The 18762-nt window shown below is 40.6% G+C and carries 15 protein-coding genes; 8 read left to right on the plus strand and 7 right to left on the minus strand.

What is annotated here, in order from left to right; all coding sequences use genetic code 11:
* Nucleotides 1–163 precede the first annotated feature (163 nt).
* Both ACFGVS_RS04250 and ACFGVS_RS04255 read right to left on the minus strand, forming a co-directional pair.
* Entirely contained in the window at nt 164–2749 is a 2586-nt protein-coding gene (locus ACFGVS_RS04250) for a DUF3857 domain-containing protein (protein ID WP_439697599.1), read from the minus strand.
* A 225-nt stretch (nt 2750–2974) separates the two neighbouring features.
* On the minus strand, nt 2975–6001 hold the full coding sequence (locus ACFGVS_RS04255; protein WP_439697600.1) for a glycosyltransferase family 117 protein: 3027 nt from the start codon (nt 5999–6001) through the stop codon (nt 2975–2977).
* 200 nt (nt 6002–6201) lie between these two features.
* Between ACFGVS_RS04255 and ACFGVS_RS04260 the strand changes: the two genes are divergently transcribed.
* The 7 genes from ACFGVS_RS04260 to ACFGVS_RS04290 all read left to right on the plus strand — a co-directional run bounded on the left by ACFGVS_RS04260 (nt 6202) and on the right by ACFGVS_RS04290 (nt 12903).
* Complete coding sequence (locus ACFGVS_RS04260; protein WP_439697601.1) at nt 6202–7887, plus strand: gliding motility protein RemB; 1686 nt, start codon at nt 6202–6204, stop codon at nt 7885–7887.
* A 303-nt stretch (nt 7888–8190) separates the two neighbouring features.
* A complete protein-coding gene (locus tag ACFGVS_RS04265) occupies nt 8191–9237 on the plus strand; it encodes a winged helix DNA-binding domain-containing protein (RefSeq protein WP_439697602.1) in 1047 nt (348 codons plus the stop codon).
* 167 nt (nt 9238–9404) lie between these two features.
* Nucleotides 9405–9962 carry a carboxymuconolactone decarboxylase family protein gene (locus ACFGVS_RS04270; protein ID WP_439697603.1) on the plus strand — a complete coding sequence of 186 codons (558 nt, stop codon included), beginning with the start codon at nt 9405–9407 and terminating at the stop codon, nt 9960–9962.
* A gap of 182 nt (nt 9963–10144) precedes the next feature.
* Complete coding sequence (locus tag ACFGVS_RS04275; protein WP_274213379.1) at nt 10145–10561, plus strand: nuclear transport factor 2 family protein; 417 nt, start codon at nt 10145–10147, stop codon at nt 10559–10561.
* Nucleotides 10562–10570: 9 nt separating this feature from the next.
* Complete coding sequence (locus ACFGVS_RS04280; RefSeq protein ID WP_439697604.1) at nt 10571–11185, plus strand: pyridoxamine 5'-phosphate oxidase family protein; 615 nt, start codon at nt 10571–10573, stop codon at nt 11183–11185.
* Nucleotides 11186–12085, plus strand: coding sequence for a helix-turn-helix domain-containing protein (locus ACFGVS_RS04285; protein WP_439697605.1), 900 nt, complete (start codon nt 11186–11188; stop codon nt 12083–12085). It begins immediately after the preceding gene.
* Nucleotides 12086–12132: 47 nt separating this feature from the next.
* Nucleotides 12133–12903, plus strand: coding sequence for a DNA-formamidopyrimidine glycosylase family protein (locus ACFGVS_RS04290; RefSeq protein ID WP_439697606.1), 771 nt, complete (start codon nt 12133–12135; stop codon nt 12901–12903).
* Between the two features lie 104 nt (nt 12904–13007).
* Here ACFGVS_RS04290 and ACFGVS_RS04295 read toward each other — a convergent pair whose 3' ends face one another.
* From ACFGVS_RS04295 to ACFGVS_RS04315, 5 genes are all read right to left on the minus strand, one after another.
* Nucleotides 13008–13595 (minus strand): hypothetical protein, encoded by a 588-nt coding sequence (locus ACFGVS_RS04295; protein ID WP_439697607.1) that lies wholly within the window; start codon nt 13593–13595, stop codon nt 13008–13010.
* Between the two features lie 143 nt (nt 13596–13738).
* Nucleotides 13739–14164: a GNAT family N-acetyltransferase gene (locus ACFGVS_RS04300; RefSeq protein ID WP_439697608.1), complete on the minus strand. Its 426-nt coding sequence runs from the start codon at nt 14162–14164 to the stop codon at nt 13739–13741.
* A complete protein-coding gene (locus ACFGVS_RS04305) occupies nt 14130–14639 on the minus strand; it encodes a low affinity iron permease family protein (RefSeq protein ID WP_439697609.1) in 510 nt (169 codons plus the stop codon). The genes ACFGVS_RS04300 and ACFGVS_RS04305 overlap by 35 nt, the downstream gene beginning before the upstream one ends.
* Nucleotides 14640–14731: 92 nt before the next feature.
* Nucleotides 14732–15811, minus strand: coding sequence for a class II fructose-bisphosphate aldolase (gene fbaA, locus ACFGVS_RS04310; RefSeq protein ID WP_090650295.1), 1080 nt, complete (start codon nt 15809–15811; stop codon nt 14732–14734).
* Nucleotides 15812–16035: 224 nt separating this feature from the next.
* On the minus strand, nt 16036–17559 hold the full coding sequence (locus ACFGVS_RS04315) for a hypothetical protein (RefSeq protein WP_274213372.1): 1524 nt from the start codon (nt 17557–17559) through the stop codon (nt 16036–16038).
* Nucleotides 17560–17857: 298 nt separating this feature from the next.
* Here ACFGVS_RS04315 and accD point away from each other — a divergent pair, with 298 nt between their 5' ends.
* Complete coding sequence (gene accD / locus ACFGVS_RS04320; protein WP_090651024.1) at nt 17858–18703, plus strand: acetyl-CoA carboxylase, carboxyltransferase subunit beta; 846 nt, start codon at nt 17858–17860, stop codon at nt 18701–18703.
* Nucleotides 18704–18762 lie beyond the last annotated feature (59 nt).

Here is an 18762-nt window from a genome sequence, read left to right on the forward strand (position 1 = left end):
AATTAATTGATGACGACTAAATTGATTTACAACCTAAATTACTTTGCTAAACCTATACCATTGATTAAATATCTAATTTTCAAATACTTAATTAAAGTTTTCTTTCCTGAAGTCTTGATATATCGCTAAATCACGATATTACGTTACTAAGTTGTAATATAATTTAGTCTTTAGCTGCTGGATATTTTGAATCGGGACCTTCGTAGCTGTAATTGTAAGGCGGATAAGGCACAATAAAAGTATCCTCCACCCGGGTAGACCTTTTGAAATAGGGGATCCAGATAGCAGAAACAACACATGCCCTTATTAAAAAGTACAAAGACTGCGAAACAACTTTTTCATCATGCACGGTTAATGATATGATGTAAAAAACAGCGCCAAACCCCAAGACATATAAAAAATAACCGGTAATAACTTTAGGGAATATATCGCGTTTATTTAATAAAAGGATAAGGCAAAAAACAGCCAGCATCATGAGTATAATATTGCCACCGGCCCCAACAACCAACAAAAGTTTGTGGTTAAAGCCATATTTACTGGTAGCAAAGGAATTCCAGGTAGCCATATCAAAAAAATTGCCGGTGTAAAGATTCCGGGCAACGCTAAGGACTGTTGCCCCGAGGCCAATGGCTATCAATATGAGCCAGCCACCAATAGGCATAAACGTTGATCCATAGCTAAAAACAATAGCCGGTGTTTCGCGCTGGTAAAACCATACGCCTAAAAAAATCAGGCCAACCACCAAAAAGCCTGCAAAAATAACCATCGGGTTGTTAATGTTCGATCCGGGTTCGCTGATGGCTCCGTAACTAAAACTATAGCTAAGTCCGTCGCTGTTAAGCTTTTTAATATCTTCTTTAAATTCGTCCAGTTTATCTACAGGAACATTGTCCTTTAAGTAAGCAAGCTTGTAATTAAGCTGTAGCGTATCGCCCGAAGATGTGTAATCAGACGAAAATTTATAATAGTCCCTTGTAATTGCATTGGTTTTGTCAGTTATGTCCCAGCCTCCTTTTAATATAACGCTTATGGTATAATCATAATCAAGTGGGTAACTCAATGACACAGGCGTTTTTATTCTTCCGTTTAACGATGGCAGTTGCTGCGAAATGTAGTTGGCATATAAGTCAGCCGATTTTTTATTGGTCTCGGTATCTACCCGGAAAAAGTCTTTTATGGTATAGGTTTCGGTAGTTGTAAGTACATTTTTATCCAGATCGTCATCCACTGTAATCGAGTCTTTTTGTTCGATTTTTGTATATGTTTTTGCATAATAATCCAGGTAATTTTTCTCCGTTTCGGCCATGCCTGTCGAGGCAAGCCGGCTGCGGATATCATCAGCCTCGTTTAAAGTGTAAGTGGTTTTTACAGTGAACATCACCGGCGCGTGGTCGTTTTTCACTTTATAGATATCATTAAAAATCACTTTACCTGTTTTGGATTGTGGTATGGTAGTAAGCGAAGTATCACCCGCTCTTAATACCAAACCTTTACCATAATTAGGGAAATAAATATCGGTACCCGAGCCGCCCTGGTAGTCAATAGTTGCATCAACCCAAACCTGTTTGCCCTGTACGTTGGCAGTAACCACAGCATGGTCAAATGCATAGTAAGTTGGCAGGTAATCTTCAATATGCGCCCTAACGCTCGAATTTACCAGCACCATCGCTGCATCTATACCATCGGCTTTCAGCATTGATACCAGTAATAACGATTTATCTTTACAATCACCGTAGCGTTGTTTAAATACCTTTTCGGGATTATTTGCCTTATGCGAGTATTGGCCCATTTCGATGCCCATATACCGCACCTCATTTTGCACGGTTTTAACCGCCTCGCGAAAATATTTTACCTGGTCGTTACCTGTTTTTGCCTTAATCTCGGCAATGCGCTGTGCCAATTCGCCTTTAATATTGATTGCTGCCGGGTTAATACTCAGTGCCCAATTTACTACGCCAGCCCAGCCATTAAATTCACTGATCTGTACGCGGGGCCTGCTTTCGTACCAGGCAGGCTGGTTTTCGTCGTCACGCGCGGGTGGTACCTGGAAACCCTCATATTCGTACCGCTTTAAGCCAGCAGTTTGGCTGATAGCCACTTTAGGTATGGCATTAATCGCCTTAAAATTCAATTTTCTTTGTGCCGACGCTATGAGCACCGTATACTGATGTGCTATAGGCTGGTACCACTGAAAAGCGATATCATCGCAAAACCTGCCATTAAAAATAGGGTTGCGGCCGGTTAGTGTATATGAATATTCAATCCTGTCGCCTTTACGAATGTCGTCAAGGATCAGCAAAGCCGAGTAACTACCCTGGTAAATAAAGTTGGATAAATCCTGTTCGTCGGCAATTACTTTAAAGGCAGATACATTTAAGCGATTAATAGGCTTGTTGTTGCGCCAAACAATGATGTTATGAAAATCAAGACGCTGGAAACTGGGATCGAAACTCACATTAACCTGTGATGCATTTTGAATGCCTGTTTCAGATACTATCTCTTTAATTACATGGTGGTAATTGGCCTGCAACTCAACATGCACCTGCTGTTCAAAAAGAGCAAAAAAATAACCTTTTTCTATGGTACGTGCCGACGGTCTTTGGTCATAAGGCTTACAGACACTTAACCAGCCGGGTTTGGGTGTTACGTGCACTACGGGTGTACCCGCCGCCATAACACACTGTTTATTAATTAACAACAGCAAAGCACCAGTAATAAGGTTTAAGTATAGTTTAAAACGATTTTGCATACCGGCTATTAAAATAAAAAAAAGAACCGGATTTATAATTATTTATTTAATTATTGGCCCCGCCCCAATCCTTTAATATCTGCCAGTGGAGCGCCTTGAGTTTAGATCACGGATAGGTAGTTAAGAAAACAGTTCTATAAAACCATAAAAGGAAGTTTTTTTTGAAAAACTTCCTTTTATCGGGCAAATCAAAAACCCCTCCCCTTTAGAGAGGATTGGGCGAACCTATTGTTGTTGATTGCCCAACAATGGGGCAAACTTTTTAACGTAATCCTTTAATTGGCCATCGAATTTCTTAAATAATGCAGGCTGATTATTTTCTTTAACAAAATCTGTCATGCCATTTAATATTTGTAAACCTATTTGAACATCGCGGGTGCTCAAAGTATTATCGTTTGATGTTAGCAAATGGTAATTATAATCAAGCTGATCTGTTACGTACTCATCAAGATGGTTTGCCATTTTGGTACCTAAAACTACATCATTTAATTGAAATGCCATTTGTATCAAAAATATTTTACGGCCGGCAATGTCAATGTAAGGGTTAATGTCGGGCATTTCCTGATCATATTTATGCAGTACTTTTAAAGCAAGGTCGTTATGCCCCTCCTTCATCAGATTCTGGATCAAATCGGTAAAAGTGGTAGTCATTACCGGGTAAAACATCGACGTTGACTCGTGATCAAGATATTTAGCGGTTTTAAAGTTCCCGAATTTAAACTTGTTCATCACATTATTGTACATCACCATTGTGTTTGTTTTACTTAACTGGTCATGCACGGTGGTGTCTTTCTGGAAAGGTATTAAATGGTAAGTAAAACCTTCTTTATACAGGTATGGCTGTAAACCAATCAGGTTTTCGTTGCCAATGGTTGTAGTAAAACAAATAGGCCTTTTCCAGTTATTATGCGCAAGTATATCCAATATCGCCAGGTTCTCTTTGGTTACATAATTTGGCGGAAATTTCCAATCCATTACGCTTGCAAGCCTGCTTTTTTGATCGGGCGTTACCACTCCCATTTTTACTACCTGGTCCGGGTTTATGGTTAGTTTTAAATTTTTGGTAGGCAGGTAATTGCCAAAATCGCCGCTTTGGTATTCAACCTGGGCGGCTTTATCATCAGATGTTATAAAGTCAAAAACCTCTTTTACTTCCTGCGGACCGTCTAATTTTTTGTCGTTAAAATAAATGGCATCGCGTACACCCTCTTTATATTTATCATAAGGCATGGTAATAGGCAAAGGATCCGATTCATTCATCTTTTTCTGCATCTGGCGTATGTACCAATCGCCGGTAAATAAACTCAGGTTCACGATGCGTACGTCGGGCCTGATGCCTTCAACTTCCTGATCGTACCATAACGAGTAGGTATCATTATCGCCATAGGTAAATAATATGGCATCTTTAGGGCACGATATCAGGTAGTTATAAGCCATATCATGCGGTGTCATTTTTGTAGAGCGGTCGTGATCACCCCACTCCTTACTTGCCAGCAACACGGGTGCAGCCAATAAACACACGGCAGTTGAAGCTAAAGCAGCAGTTTTGCCATCAATAAATTTACGGGCGCTTTCGGCAATGGCTATAACACCTAAACCTATCCAAATAGCAAAGGCATAAAAGGAGCCAACATAGGAGTAATCACGCTCGCGCGGCTGCACATTGGCTTGATTAACATATAATACAATAGCAAGGCCGGTAAAGAAGAAAAGTAACAATACCACCAGCGCATCTTTCTTTTTACGGTTAAAATGGTAAGCAGCACCTATTAAACCGATAATGAGCGGTAATGCATATAATGGCGTATAGGTTACTGCTCCTGTAACTGATTTTGGCAAATGCCTGCCGCCATCAAATATTCCGGTTGTCCAATTACCATCAATGGCTACCATGCTTTGCTGGCCATCGGCGTCATTGTATCGGCCCACAAAGTTCCATAAAAAATAACGCCAGTACATCTGGTACATTTGCCAGGTAAACATCCAGCTTAAGTTGTTGGCAAAATTTGGCGCCTGCCCCTCAGGAATGCGCAGCCACTCTTTATAAAACTGAACATCCTGCGGATCGGTACTGTACATACGCGGCAAAATTGTGGTATGATCATATACCGTTTCAATTTTTTTGCCAGCATTTTCATATTTGGTATTTCCTTTACGATAAATGATGCTTCCCTCCTTTTGTTCGGTAACCTGCGCATCATAATACTGCCCAAAAAGCAAAGGGTTTTCGCCGTACTGGATACGGTTTAAGTAACCATAAAGGGTAAATGCATTATCGGGGTGCGAGTTATTTAAATCGGGATTTGCCGTAGCTCTGATGGGGATGTAAGCAAACGAGCCATATCCAAAATAAATGAAAGCGAGGCACAACAAAGCAAGGTTAAGCGTTGGTTTTTTTGCACGGATACTATATATAATACCCGACACAAGGGCAGCCACGATGATTAGCATAAAAAAGAATGCACCGCTGCCAAAGCCCAGCCCCAAGGTATTTACAAAGAAAAGGTCAAAGTAGGCGGCAAATTTAATGGTGTATCCCCTAACACCGTACTGTACCAGGCCAAGGATAACTATACCGGCCAAAAACGCCAATATTCCGTTACCTACATTTACATTTTTACTCCTGCGGAAGAAATAAACAATGGCCAAAGCCGGTATGGTTAATAAATTAAGCAGGTGAATACCTATTGATAAACCAATTACATAGGCTATAAAAACCAGCCATTTATCGGCGCCTTTTTCATCGGCGTGTGCATCCCATTTTAAAATGGCCCAAAATACAATAGCGGTACATAATGATGATAAAGCAAATACAATGGTTTCAACGGCCGAAAACCAGAAAGTATCTGTATAAGTAAATGCTAACGCGCCAACAAGGCCTGCACCCATAATCATGATCAGGTTTGTTTGGCTAACTTCTTCATCACGTTTATTGAGTAATAATTTTTTGGCTAATGCAGTAATTGTCCAAAATAAAAACATAATGGTAGCCCCGCTGGCGATAGCCGACCCCATATTGGTATAATAAGGCACCTTAGCATTATTGCCGAATGAAAGTAATGAAAACAACTTGCCCAACATGGCAAAAACAGGGTACCCCGGTTGGTGAGCAACCTGTAGCCTATAGGCGCATGAAATAAATTCACCGCAGTCCCAAAAACTAACTGACGGTTCTAATGTTAAGATGTAGGTAATTGAAGCTATAACAAAGCAAAGCCAGCCTAAAAGATTATTGATTTTTTTGTACTGCATTTATATTAAATAGTAAGGGTTTTATCGCGCGGGCAAATATCACTATTTTTAAATGGTAATTAAAAAAAACAGTTTGCCTGTGCCAAATTTAACATTTATTAACTTTTTTAGAACAAGATATTCGGACTCAAAAATGTCCTGCAAAATCTATTACCAATGAAAATTTTTATCTTACCATAAATAATACTTATTTTGTTGCGATGCAAAAAATCTACCCATTTCTGTCCATAAAATCATTTTTGTTAGCCGGAATCATCCTGGTTTCGGTTCAAGGGGTTAAAGCACAATCTACTTACCTGCCAAACTCCTACCAGCTATACCAAAAGTTCAATGCCGATATTTATTCAACAAAAACAGCGTTTCATAGTTCCATGCGCCCATTTTTGATTGATAGTATTATCCAGCACAGCTATGATTCGGTCATGAATGTTGGGGTGAGACCCAACAGTAAAAGCTGGGTCACGCGCAAATTATTGAATGAACACCTTTTTGAAGTTAAAAGGCCCAATTACACTTTTTACGGTGATATCATCCTGGATTTGGATGTAAGTAAAGATTTTAGCGCAAAAACAGGCGGTCCTGCCCAAACGTTTTCGTCCCAGGGGCAGTTAGCCAGCCTCACGGTAAACTCAAGTATTTATTTAAATACCCGCGGGTATCAATTTGGTGGTACCATTGGTAAAAACTTTTCATTTTACACCAGTGGTTATGAAAACGAGGCAAAATTCCCTACCTATTATAATACGGTTGTTAATGCCAACGGCTTTATACCGGGGCTGGCTTATCAGCGTTATTATGGCATAACTAAAGGCCTGGCAGATTGGTCGTATGTCACAGCAATCCTATCTTATAACGTAACAAAAAATATCAATGTTACCCTGGGCGAGGATAAAATGTTTATAGGCGATGGTTACCGATCTCTATTGTTGTCAGATTATGCAGCCAATATGCCCCTGTTAAGGGTGACCGCCAACCTGGGTAAGCATGTGCAGTATATGGCAACCTGGGCTTATATAGAAGACCTTAAAGAAACAAAATTCGACACCTTTGGCAGCAACCGCCGCAAATGGGCATTTTTTCATTATATCGACTGGAACGTGAGCAACCGGGTATCCTTCGGTTTCTTTAACGCGCTTATTTCGCCCGAAGCCGATGCAAACGGCAACAGGCGCGGTTTTGATGCCAACATGATAAACCCGATTTTCTTCTCCAGCTCATTGGGGCCATCTCAACAACCTAAAGACAATACGTTGGTTGGTTTTACAGGTAAATATAAAATTTTGGATAAAACCGCGCTGTATGCCCAGTTATTGATTGACAGGTTTAAGGCCAGTAATTTTTTCTCAGGCAATAATGCCGATAATACTAATGGCGTACAAGTCGGTATCCGCGGCGCCGATCTTTTTGCTGTAAAGCGCTTTAACTACCTTTTTGAGTTTAATACCGTTAAACCGTATACTTACCAAAATGCCAATACCATAAGCAGCTACAATTTTTACGGCGATCCGTTGGCGCATCCTTATGGCGCAAATTTCAGGGAGGCTTTGGGCATTCTGAACTACTCTTTTGGAAGGATTGACCTGCAAGGACAAATAAACTATGCCAAATATGGTACAGATACATTAAAAAGCATAAACAACGGCAAAATAGTGAACAAACCATTTGTACCAACAGCAACTACTACTACCAATGTTGGCCAGGGATTGAGCACCCAGCTTTACTATGCCGAAGGCACAATTTCATTTTTAATTAACCCTAAATATAATCTCCGTTTTGAATTAAGCGGCTTGTACCGGCAGGAAAAAAGCGCGAAAGCTGATAATAAAACAACGATGGTTACTTTTGGGTTAAGAAGCTCATTCAGGAATTTGTATCATGATTTTTAAATCATAACCCAGAGATTTTACAAAATTGATATTTTGATATTATAAAAACGCGATGCTTAATTGTATCGCGTTTTTTTGTGCCTATTAAAGTTATTGTGCTCTTTTTTGTGCGCTAAATGCCAAACCAACCGCAATGCCCAAAGATATACCTATAGCTACGTTGTGGAGTGCCAGGCCTATCGCAATACCCATTGCTAAATGCGATGAGTTAATGTTTTTAATTTACTTATAACAAATTTTTCATGCTGACATGCCTTTGTCATTAAGGCCTGATAAATTTGTAATATAACTAAAATACTATCAATGAAAGATAATCCTTTAGCCCGGTTGCGAATGTATAACCAGTACATTAGCAGCCCCGTTTTTAGCAAGCCGGAGGATGTTGTCAAAAACATGGTGGCCATGCAGGCCCAGGATTACGCAGGGGCCAAATGGGCTGTTGGGCTACGTATGACATCGGCGAAAGAAAATATTGTTGAACAGGCTATCACTGATGGCCGCATATTGCGCACCCACCTGCTAAGGCCTACCTGGCACTTTGTTGCGCCCGACGATATCCGTTGGATGCTGGCGCTTACTGCACCCCGTATACATGCCATTAACGCAGGGATGTATAAAAAATTCGAACTGGATAGTATTGTATTTAATAAAGCCAACGAAGTATTTATTAAAGCCATGCAAGGCAATAAACAACTCATCCGGGCAGAATTAACCGACGTGTTAACCAGAAATCATATCCCAACCGACGAGTTACGCTTTACCCTTTTACTGATGCATGCCGAACTTGACGGCGTTATTTGCAGTGGTGGCCGCATTGGTAAACAATTTACCTACGCCTTGCTTGACGACCGGGCGCCGGCAACCCCGTCACTAACCCACGACGAAGCACTGACTAAACTGGCAACGGGCTTTTTTAATACGCGCGGCCCAGCTACCATACACGATTTTGCCAATTGGTCGGGGCTTACTATTGCAGACGCCAGTACCGGTCTTGAACATATAAAAGGGCACCTAATAAGCGAAGTAATAGACGGAAAGATATATTGGATGCCCTATCATACAACAACTGCTCCAACTAAAAACAAAGCGTACCTGTTGCCTGCTTATGATGAATTTGCAATAGCCTATAAAGAGCGTGACGCGCTGGTTGCGCCCAAATACAGGGAGCAGGCCAGGTATGTAATTTTCGATCCGGTGATTGTGATAGATAACCAAGTTGTTGGCAACTGGAAGCGGGCAATTAAAACAAACACTGTTGATATTAATTATAACCTGTTTGGCAAACTTAATAAAGTTCAAACAACAAGATTGGCTGCTGCTGCCAACATATACAAAAAGTTTATTTTATAACTCATCGGCTAAACCTGGCAAAAGACTTTAGACCTGGGTGTTTTTGAGTTCTTTGAGAACGCGGTTGGGAAAATTGTCCATGTACTAACGAAATTCATCCATGTTACAGCTTTGCTGCTGTGTGCACTTTTGTATTGTCAATTACGACAAACAAAAAACATACTACAATGGCACGTTTAAAAGCATTAAGTCCTGACGAAGCTACAGGCAAAACAAAAGAATTATTTTCTGCAATACAAAGTAAATTGGGTGTTGTACCCAACATGATGCGCACCATGGGCAATTCATCGGCCTTGTTAGAAGGTTACCTGAACTTTAGCGGGGCACTGGCACATGGTAAGCTTGGTGCAAAAACCGGTGAGCTGCTGGCTATGGCCGTGTCCGAAAAAAATAATTGTGATTACTGTTTATCTGCACATACCTATATCGGCGAAAAGTTAGCACATATTGACGCTGCAACTTTAACCGATGCCCGTAACGCGACTAATCAGGACGCTAAAACAGCTGCGGCTTTGCAATTTGCAACCATATTAACAGCCAAACAAGGCCTGGTAAATGATGCCGATGTTGAAGCGGTAAAAGCGGCTGGCTTTACCGACGGCGAGATAGGCGAAATTGTTGGCCATGTGGCGCTAAATGTTCTGACCAACTATTTTAATAATACCGCCAAAACCGACATTGATTTCCCGGTGGTAAACGCTTATAACTCTGTTGAAGCCTTGTAAAAAGAATCAAGAGTCAAGAATCAAGAAATTAAGACAGCTCCAGGTATTTTTTCAGCATAATTAAAAAGAATTAAGTGCCGGCGATCAATAATTAGGACAGGTGCAGTTTTTTCATCTTGATTCTTGATTCTTGATTCTCGCCTCTCTTTCACTACTTTTATCAAGTTTAAAACAACGTCATCATGGAAAACAAACGCTATCCCCTCCCTCCTTTTAACATGGAAACAGCACAGCAGAAAGTGCAGGCTGCCGAGGATGCCTGGAATACTCGCGACCCTGAAAAGGTGAGCCTTGCCTATACCATTGATACTGAATGGCGCAACCGCACCGATTTTATAAATGGCCGCGAAGAAGTTAAACAGTTTTTAACGCAGAAATGGGAGAAAGAACTGGATTATAAATTAAAGAAAGAACTTTGGGGTTTCCGCGAAAACCGTATGGCTGTAAGGTTTGAGTACGAATGGCACGACCACACCGGCCAGTGGTATCGTAGCTACGGGAACGAGCTTTGGGAGTTTGACGAGAATGGCTACATGCAAAAGCGTTTTGCCAGCATTAACGATATGCCTATTGCCGAAACCGATAGGAAACTATATTAAGAACACATTATGAATTATGCACAAATTGCATTTACCGATGCCGTAAAGGAATTCCAGGAACGTTATGGTAGCCGTGCCGGTTATGCACGGCAGCAGGAATTTAAATACACTGATGGTTTTACCGAAGCCGAAGAGGATTTTATAAGCCAGCAGGATAATTTTTACCTATCCACTATTAGCGAAAGTGGTTACCCTTATATACAGTTTCGCGGTGGTCCTAAAGGTTTTTTGAAGGTGTTGGATCATGAAACCCTGGGCTTTATTGATTTTGGAGGCAATAAGCAATACATATCCGCAGGTAATTTGGCTACCCACAATAAGGTAGCTTTATTCCTGTTAGATCAGGCCGCAAAAGCCCGGCTTAAGATTTTTGCAGAAGCAAGTATTTTAGATATCGATAATAACGCCGAATTGTATGATAAGCTAAACCTTCCGAATTATAAATTTAAGCCCGAAAGAATTATCCTGTTAAAGGTGACAGCCTACGATTGGAACTGCCCTCAACATATTACCCCAAGGTATACCCTTGAGGAGATTCAACATGAGTTTGCGGCCCAACACGAATACATCAATAAATTGAGAGCCGAAAACCACGCTCTTAAAGCACAGTTAGCATCAAAATAAATGACCGACAACCAAAATACTTTTACCCTGGTTGATCCTTTAACCGGGAACCTTGCCTTTAAACTTTTTTTATTTGAGGATAACAGCTATTTCGACCATTTACAGCGCAATAATTATTTTTCGGTTATCTGGGTAAAAGAAGGATCGGGCAGGTTAAAATCTGATTTTTCGGAATATAGCTTTGAAAAGGACAACCTGCTTGCGTTTACGCCCTATCAGCCCTTTATGCTTTCTACAGCGCAAGCTATTAACGGCGTAGCTATTCAGTTTCACCCCGATTTTTTTTGTATCCATAAGCATCATAAAGAGGTATCGTGCAGTGGTATTTTGTTTGACAATATTTACCATCCGCCATATATAAAAATCGACGCCACCAGTGCGGCTACTTTTGATATGGTGATAAACCAGGTAAAAGCCGAAATGCAAAACAAGGGGATGGCCCAATTCGATATCCTGGTATCGTATCTGAAAATTTTCTTGATCACGGCCTCCCGTCTAAAATCCGAACAGCAGGTGTTGGACAGGGATCCCGACAAGGTAAATAAAGAACCCTTCGTTTTGCAAAGCCTTCAGGATGCTATCGAAATACATTACAAAACCAAGCACAGTGCGAGCGATTATGCCGATATGCTCAACATTTCGGCAAAGGCGCTGGCCCGCATCACCAAAAGCCATTTTAATAAAACCATCAGTAACCTGATTGCCGAACGCATTATCATCGAGGCTAAACGCGAGTTGTATTTAACCAATAAACCCGTAAAAGAAATTGCATGGGAACTGGGATATGAAGACGAATACTATTTCAGCCGGTTTTTTAAAACCAATGCTGATGTATCGCCGCAAATGTACCGGGATACAGTAGGATTTGGCAGGGCAAGTGACAATCAGCTGGTAAATTAAAAACTAATCCATTTATATTTGGTTTGATTTTTAAAATATCAACTACCATGCCCGAACTACCCGATCTGCAGGCTTTCAGCCACAACCTTGATAAAAAACTTAGTGGTAAAACCGTTAAGAATGTTGTTATAGTTAATGCCAAAAAGCTTAATGTAACCCATCAACAGTTAAAAGACACCCTTGAAGGCCAAAAGCTGGATAAGGTGTACCGCGAGGGCAAAGAGCTTTATTTAAAATTCGGCAAAGGTGATATACTTGCCCTGCACCTGATGCTGCACGGCAAGTTGTTTTTGTTTGATGGAAAAAACGAAAATAAATATCCCATCATCGAATTACATTTTACCGATGGTACCGGTCTGGTGCTAACTGACTTCCAGAGAATCGCCAGTCCAACCTTAAACCCTGAAGAAAAAGAATCACCGGATGCCATGGCAATTAATGCTGATTTTTTGAAAACACGGTTAGTTAAAACCAAAACCAACATAAAAACTGTTCTATTAGATCAAAAGATCATCCGGGGTATAGGCAATGCCTACGCCGACGAAATATTGTGGCATGCGGGCATCTCCCCTTTTTCGGTAAGTAACAAAATACCCGAAGCCAGGCTTAATGATCTTACTGATTCAATTCATCGTGTTTTAAAAGATGCTGAAAAGGCGATCCTTAAATCAAATCCGGACATCATTAACGGTGAGGTCCGCGATTTTATGCTGATCCATAACTCAAAGAAAACCCACAGCCCAAAAGGCGCAGAAATCAAAGTAAAAGAAGGCTCAAGGAAAACTTATTATACAGATGAGCAGGAGTTATTTGAGTAATATATTTTAAGCGCGTTGTCTCAGTAATTTTCTCGCGATAAGATTATTTAAACTAATAGATCACTGACAATCAACTATTGTGAATATATAGTTTCTTACATTATCTATTTCAACTTCTTCACCAACACATTAAAATCGGCGCCAACAACTGGTATCTTTTTCCATTTGTCGATTCCGGGCTCTTTGTGGAAAGTACCGCCATTTAGCAACCCGCAGGCAAAACTTATTTCAGATCCATTTTTTGTGGTCAAAAACTCAATGGAAACCAGGATCTGCCCGGATACTACAACATTATAAGGCGAGAGGTCAACGGTTACCAATTGGTGCCCGCCATTTTCATATTTAGGTATGGTTCCTTTTATTTCCGCAACAACAAGATTGGTGTCTGCTGGCAGCTTGCCGTTCATTTTATACACATTCACTTTAAAAGGAACACTGTCGCCTGATTGGTTGGCCGCATGAAAGTTAAGCTTTAGTAATTGAACCTGTTTGCGGCCGGCGTTCATCCGGATACCTACCTGCCCGCCTTTTACTGCTGAAAAGGAATTGTTTGCTGATCCTTCGCGGGGTTTGTTGCCTATCATTTTTGTTTTATCCTGAGCAAAGCTACTTATGGCAACCAAACACAGTAAAAAGGTAAAAATGGATTTTAAAATGAATGCTTTTGACGATAAGTAAATAGTGTTTTTCATGGTAGACATATCAATAAGATGTTTAATTTAAATGAAAGACGATGCCACGACCGAATTGGTTGCATGACAAAACTTCGGGTTCAAATTAAATTATCCGGATGATTTTAACTGATATGAATATGGTTGGTTGTAAATAGATTGGTTTATTTTTTAACCATCTTATAATGCCTCATCCCGGCTTCTTCAAACTCCGGACCTGACTGCTCAAATCCAAACCTGGTATATAGTGATACTGCCTGTACCTGGGCGTGCAGATAAATGTAATTTGCGTCGGCCGGCAAGGCCTCCAGCGCCGCTTTTACAAGAGCCTGGCCAACACCCAGTCCTCTGAATTTTTCAAGTACGGCAAAACGTTCCAACTTGTAGCCCTTATCTGTCTTTCTCCAGCGGCATGCACCGGCTGGTTCCCCATTCACCGTTGCCAAAAAATGTGTGGATTCATCATCAAATTCAACCTCAAGCGCGGGTGGGCAATCCTGGCCAACAACAAATACCTCATATCTGATGGCTGATGCCTTATCCAGGTCGGCTTGTTCAGTTGCTTTTTTTACTTCTGTTTTTAAGTGCATTTGTATAATGTGGCTTGGTTTTAAGGTGCTCTAATTTGCTGTTATGGTTTGCAGCAGCAGCATCAATTGAATGTGTGCAGGTGATATCGTCTTCTTGCTCGGCAAGTTCAGATAACTGTACATAAAACTTATGCAACTGATCAAGCTCCAGCTCATTCAAGTCTTCGATATCAACCATCCGGTTACTTGCACCCTGGTGCGAGGCCAGCAATTCATTCAGTTTTAAATGTATGGCTTTTGAATCTTTATTTTGTGATTTTTGGATCAAAAAAACCATTAAAAAAGTAACTATTGTTGTACCGGTATTAATAATAAGCTGCCAGGTATTGGAGTACTGAAAAATGGGCCCAGTTACTCCCCATATGATGATGATAGATACCGCGCCTATAAAGGCAGCGGAACTTCCGGTAGCGATAGTTGCCCAGTTGGCAAACCTTTCAAACAGATTTTTTTTCTTTTTTTTTGCCTTAGCCATTTTGTAGATGTTACTTAGTGATCATTTTGGCTAAACAACAAAGCGCCGGTACATTTGTTGCACCGACGCTTTAATAGTTTTAAATTGGTTATTTATAGTTTGCTTGTGGCATCGATACAATTAAGATCTTCGAAAGCCGCCGCAAGTCTTTTAACAAAATTTTCTTCGCCTTTACGTAACCATACGCGCGGATCATAATACTTTTTGTTTGGAGAATCTTCGCCATCAGGGCTGCCAATTTGCGATTGCAGATATCCTTCTTTTGATTTATAGTAATCTTTAATACCTTCCCAGTATGCCCATTGCATATCGGTATCAATATTCATTTTAACAGCACCATATGAAATAGCCTCGCGGATTTCTTCCTGGCTTGAACCAGAACCGCCGTGGAATACAAAGTTGATAGGTTTTTCTTCGGTTAAGTTGAATTTTTGTTTTACATACTCTTGTGAGTTATGCAAAATAACCGGCTGCAATTTAACGTTGCCTGGTTTGTACACACCATGTACGTTACCAAAAGCAGCTGCCACTGTAAAACGTGGGCTCACTTTTAATAAATGCTCATATGAGTAAGAAACCTCTTCTGGCTGGGTATATAAACGCGAGCTGTCAACATCAGAGTTGTCAACGCCGTCTTCTTCGCCACCGGTAACACCTAATTCAATTTCAAGTGTCATGCCCATTTTGGCCATACGCTCCAGGTATTTAGCAGATATCTCGATATTTTCTTCGATAGGTTCTTCAGAAAGATCAAGCATGTGCGATGAAAAAAGTGGCTTGCCTGTTTCGGCAAAAAACTTCTCGCCATAATCTAACAGGCCGTCAATCCATGGTAATAATTTTTTTGCGGCATGGTCGGTATGCAAAATTACGGCAACACCGTAATGTTCGGCCAGCAAGTGAACATGCTTTGCAGCTGATACACCACCTAAAATACAGGCTTGCAGTTTTGAATTATCTAATGATTTGCCGGCGTAAAATTGCGCACCGCCATTTGAAAGCTGAATAATAACCGGGGAATTTACCAGCTTAGCTGTTTCCATAACTGCGTTAATAGTATTGGTACCTATAACGTTTACCGCCGGCAAAGCAAACTGATGCTTTTTAGCTGCTTCAAACAGTTCCTGCACCTGATCGCCGTGCAGAACACCTTTATAATTTTTTAAATCCATGAGCTTTTATTTGGGCCTCGAAGTTATAAAATTTCTTTGTTTTTGATAAGAAATGTTACTATTAATAGTTGAATATTAACATTTTGTTCAGTTAAATAAGCAAAGTATATTAAAACGATAGTTTTAAGGGGATAAAAAGTAACAAAAGGGCAAAATTCAATTAAATCTTATGCTTTTTTTATCATTTTCATAATATTTGGTTAATCTTAAAGGCAGGCGGCTAATCAATTTACATAGTCAGTACCCGCATCCAGGTCGCTAAAATCATGATTATAAGGCATTGGCCCATCATATTGGATGAGCCCGAACACCTGCTGGCTAACCACGCGCTGCAGGCAAATGTCTATAAGAGTAGTTGAATTGGGCTGTATAACTTTTTTCAAAAATTCATCCGCGGCATTTATTTCAAATGGCACATATTTAATAAATCCATTATCCGGCCGCGGATTTACAATGAGGCCCAACTTTTTTGCTCCCGGTAATGCCGGCCGTAATTCTTTCCCATCATATTTAATACCTGCACAACCATTCATCACATCATGATTAACAAAATACGTTACTGTTTGCGGCGATATACTATTTCGCTGTCTGTCGGCAAAAAAGCCCTCGGGCAGATGATTGGGATCTGCATTGTCGCCGGCGGTAAAAATAAGGTCATAATCTGTTACCGGATAATCCTCCGAGTCATGAATCCTGAAAATTACCATCGAAAACCTATCGTGAATAAAATACCTGTCATGCAGGAAAAAGCCCTCAGATACTTTCTCCACCTGCTCCACTGCCTGAACTTCATCTGTTTGGGCAGCAAATGCATCAATAAGCGTATCATAATCATTTATGTTATTAACCTTAATACAATCCAATATCGCTTCAATCAATGCAGCACTTTCTGCGGAATCATCTTTCCCGTCTTCTTTGGGGCTGGCCATAATTCCCATGGTGGTGCCCGAGTGAGCTTTCCATTTAACCACCCTGAAGGCTGTTTTAGGGGCAGTATCAAACTCCACTGTCATCGCCTCTGGTGTATCTTTACCATCGGTATTAACAACCGGCCCTTGCTTTACACTCACATAAGTAGCATTTAAATTAGCCGCGGCCGATCTTACCACCCCATCGGAACCCAGTTCGCCGGTGTACGAATTAAGGTTATCATAAAATGCGCGGTCGATAGACTGTCCTATTATACTAAACGGAAAAATACCATTTTCGCCAATCTCCCCTCCTTTTCCTTTTATCCATTTTTCATTCAAGTCCCATGATTTATCGCTGCCAAGTTCAAGCCAGTTAAGCACGCCTTGTCCCGGCTCCACTTTCTCAAACCACGATTTTAACCGGCTTATTTTACTTTTTCCTAATTGTGCTAAAGCCGAGCCAAAGTTGGCTGGCGCCAGCATAATCAAATGGCTCATAGGGCAAACAGGCGCACCTGGTTTATTATAATAAAAATCAAACCATTCCCTTACCACAGGGCCGCCGGTAGAATGGGTTATACAAACAAAACGGTTATTTGCAAGTATCTCGGCCGATAACTGCTCCCGAACTGCATGTTCAAAAGCCCTGGAAATATCATGCAACTGTACTTCATCATGAAAGCTGACGTATTGCCCAAGGTAAATATCCTTAACTGTTACTGTCGGGGCAATGCTTGAAGCTTCATTCATTAAACGCAGGGGTAATTCGCCGTAGGTGTTAAGGTTGGTAACACTCCAGCCGTGAACAAACACAAGTACAAGGTTATCGGATTTCATAGGGTTAAAATTTAGGTAATTAAAAATATAATGTTACAAATTAAAAACGATAATGTTTAATTTAAACGCCTTATTTTTAAATAAATACAATTTCAAGCCGCGGCAAAAATACATTTTAGTGGTTCAAAGCCCGACAGCGCCCTCCGTCAGCTCTTTATCATTAAACCGTGTTATATACCTGGTTACAAGAGGAAAGTTAACGTGTGGCAATTTTTATAAACTTATTACCAATCCATATTTAAACAGTTTATAATTTTTTTCGTTTCTTTGTAGTCAATTGAAAGAGTTAGACATAGATATGGCGTGGTTTAAACGAGAGTTGAAAGGGATAATTACGACTACTGAGGAAAAGAAGGAAACCCCTGATGGTATCTGGAATAAGTGCCCTAATTGTAAGAAACCTTTACACTATTCTGAGCAGGTTGAAAATCAATATGTTTGCCATTACTGTGGCTTTCACCTGCGTATAGGTTCAAAAGAGTATTTTTCTGTTTTGTTTGATAATAACGAGTTTACAGAATTATTTGCCGATTTAACATCAGGCGATCCGTTGCATTTTGAAGACACCAAAAAATATACCGACAGGTTAACAGAAACCCAGGCAAAAACCGGCTTGAAGGATGCTATCCGTGCAGCTGTTGGCAAAATTGACGGACAAGACATTGTGATTGCCTGTATGGATTTTAATTTCATCGGCGGTTCTATGGGTTCGGTAGTAGGCGAAAAAATTGCCCGCTCGATAGATCACAGCATAGCCAACAAAATTCCTTTTCTGATGATATCCAAATCTGGTGGTGCAAGGATGATGGAAGCTGCGTTTTCATTAATGCAAATGGCCAAAACATCGGCTAAGCTGGCTTTACTATCGCAGGCTAAAATACCTTATATATCTTTATTAACCGACCCTACAACAGGCGGCGTTACGGCGTCATATGCTATGCTGGGCGATATAAACATTGCCGAGCCTGGTTCATTGATTGGCTTTGCCGGCCCAAGGGTTATTAAAGAAACTATCAAAAAAGACTTGCCAAAAGGATTCCAGACCGCAGAGTTTGTTCAGGAACACGGTTTCCTTGATTTTATAGTTGACCGCAGAGAGATGAAAGAGAAACTGGCGTCGTTTTTAAAGATGATGAAAAACTGAGTTTCTTTAATTCGATATAAAAACAAAGGCTGCCCGTTTTGGGTGGCCTTTGTTTTTAT

The sequence above is a fragment of the Mucilaginibacter sediminis genome, assembly GCF_051903035.1.
Taxonomy (GTDB): Bacteria; Bacteroidota; Bacteroidia; order Sphingobacteriales; family Sphingobacteriaceae; genus Mucilaginibacter.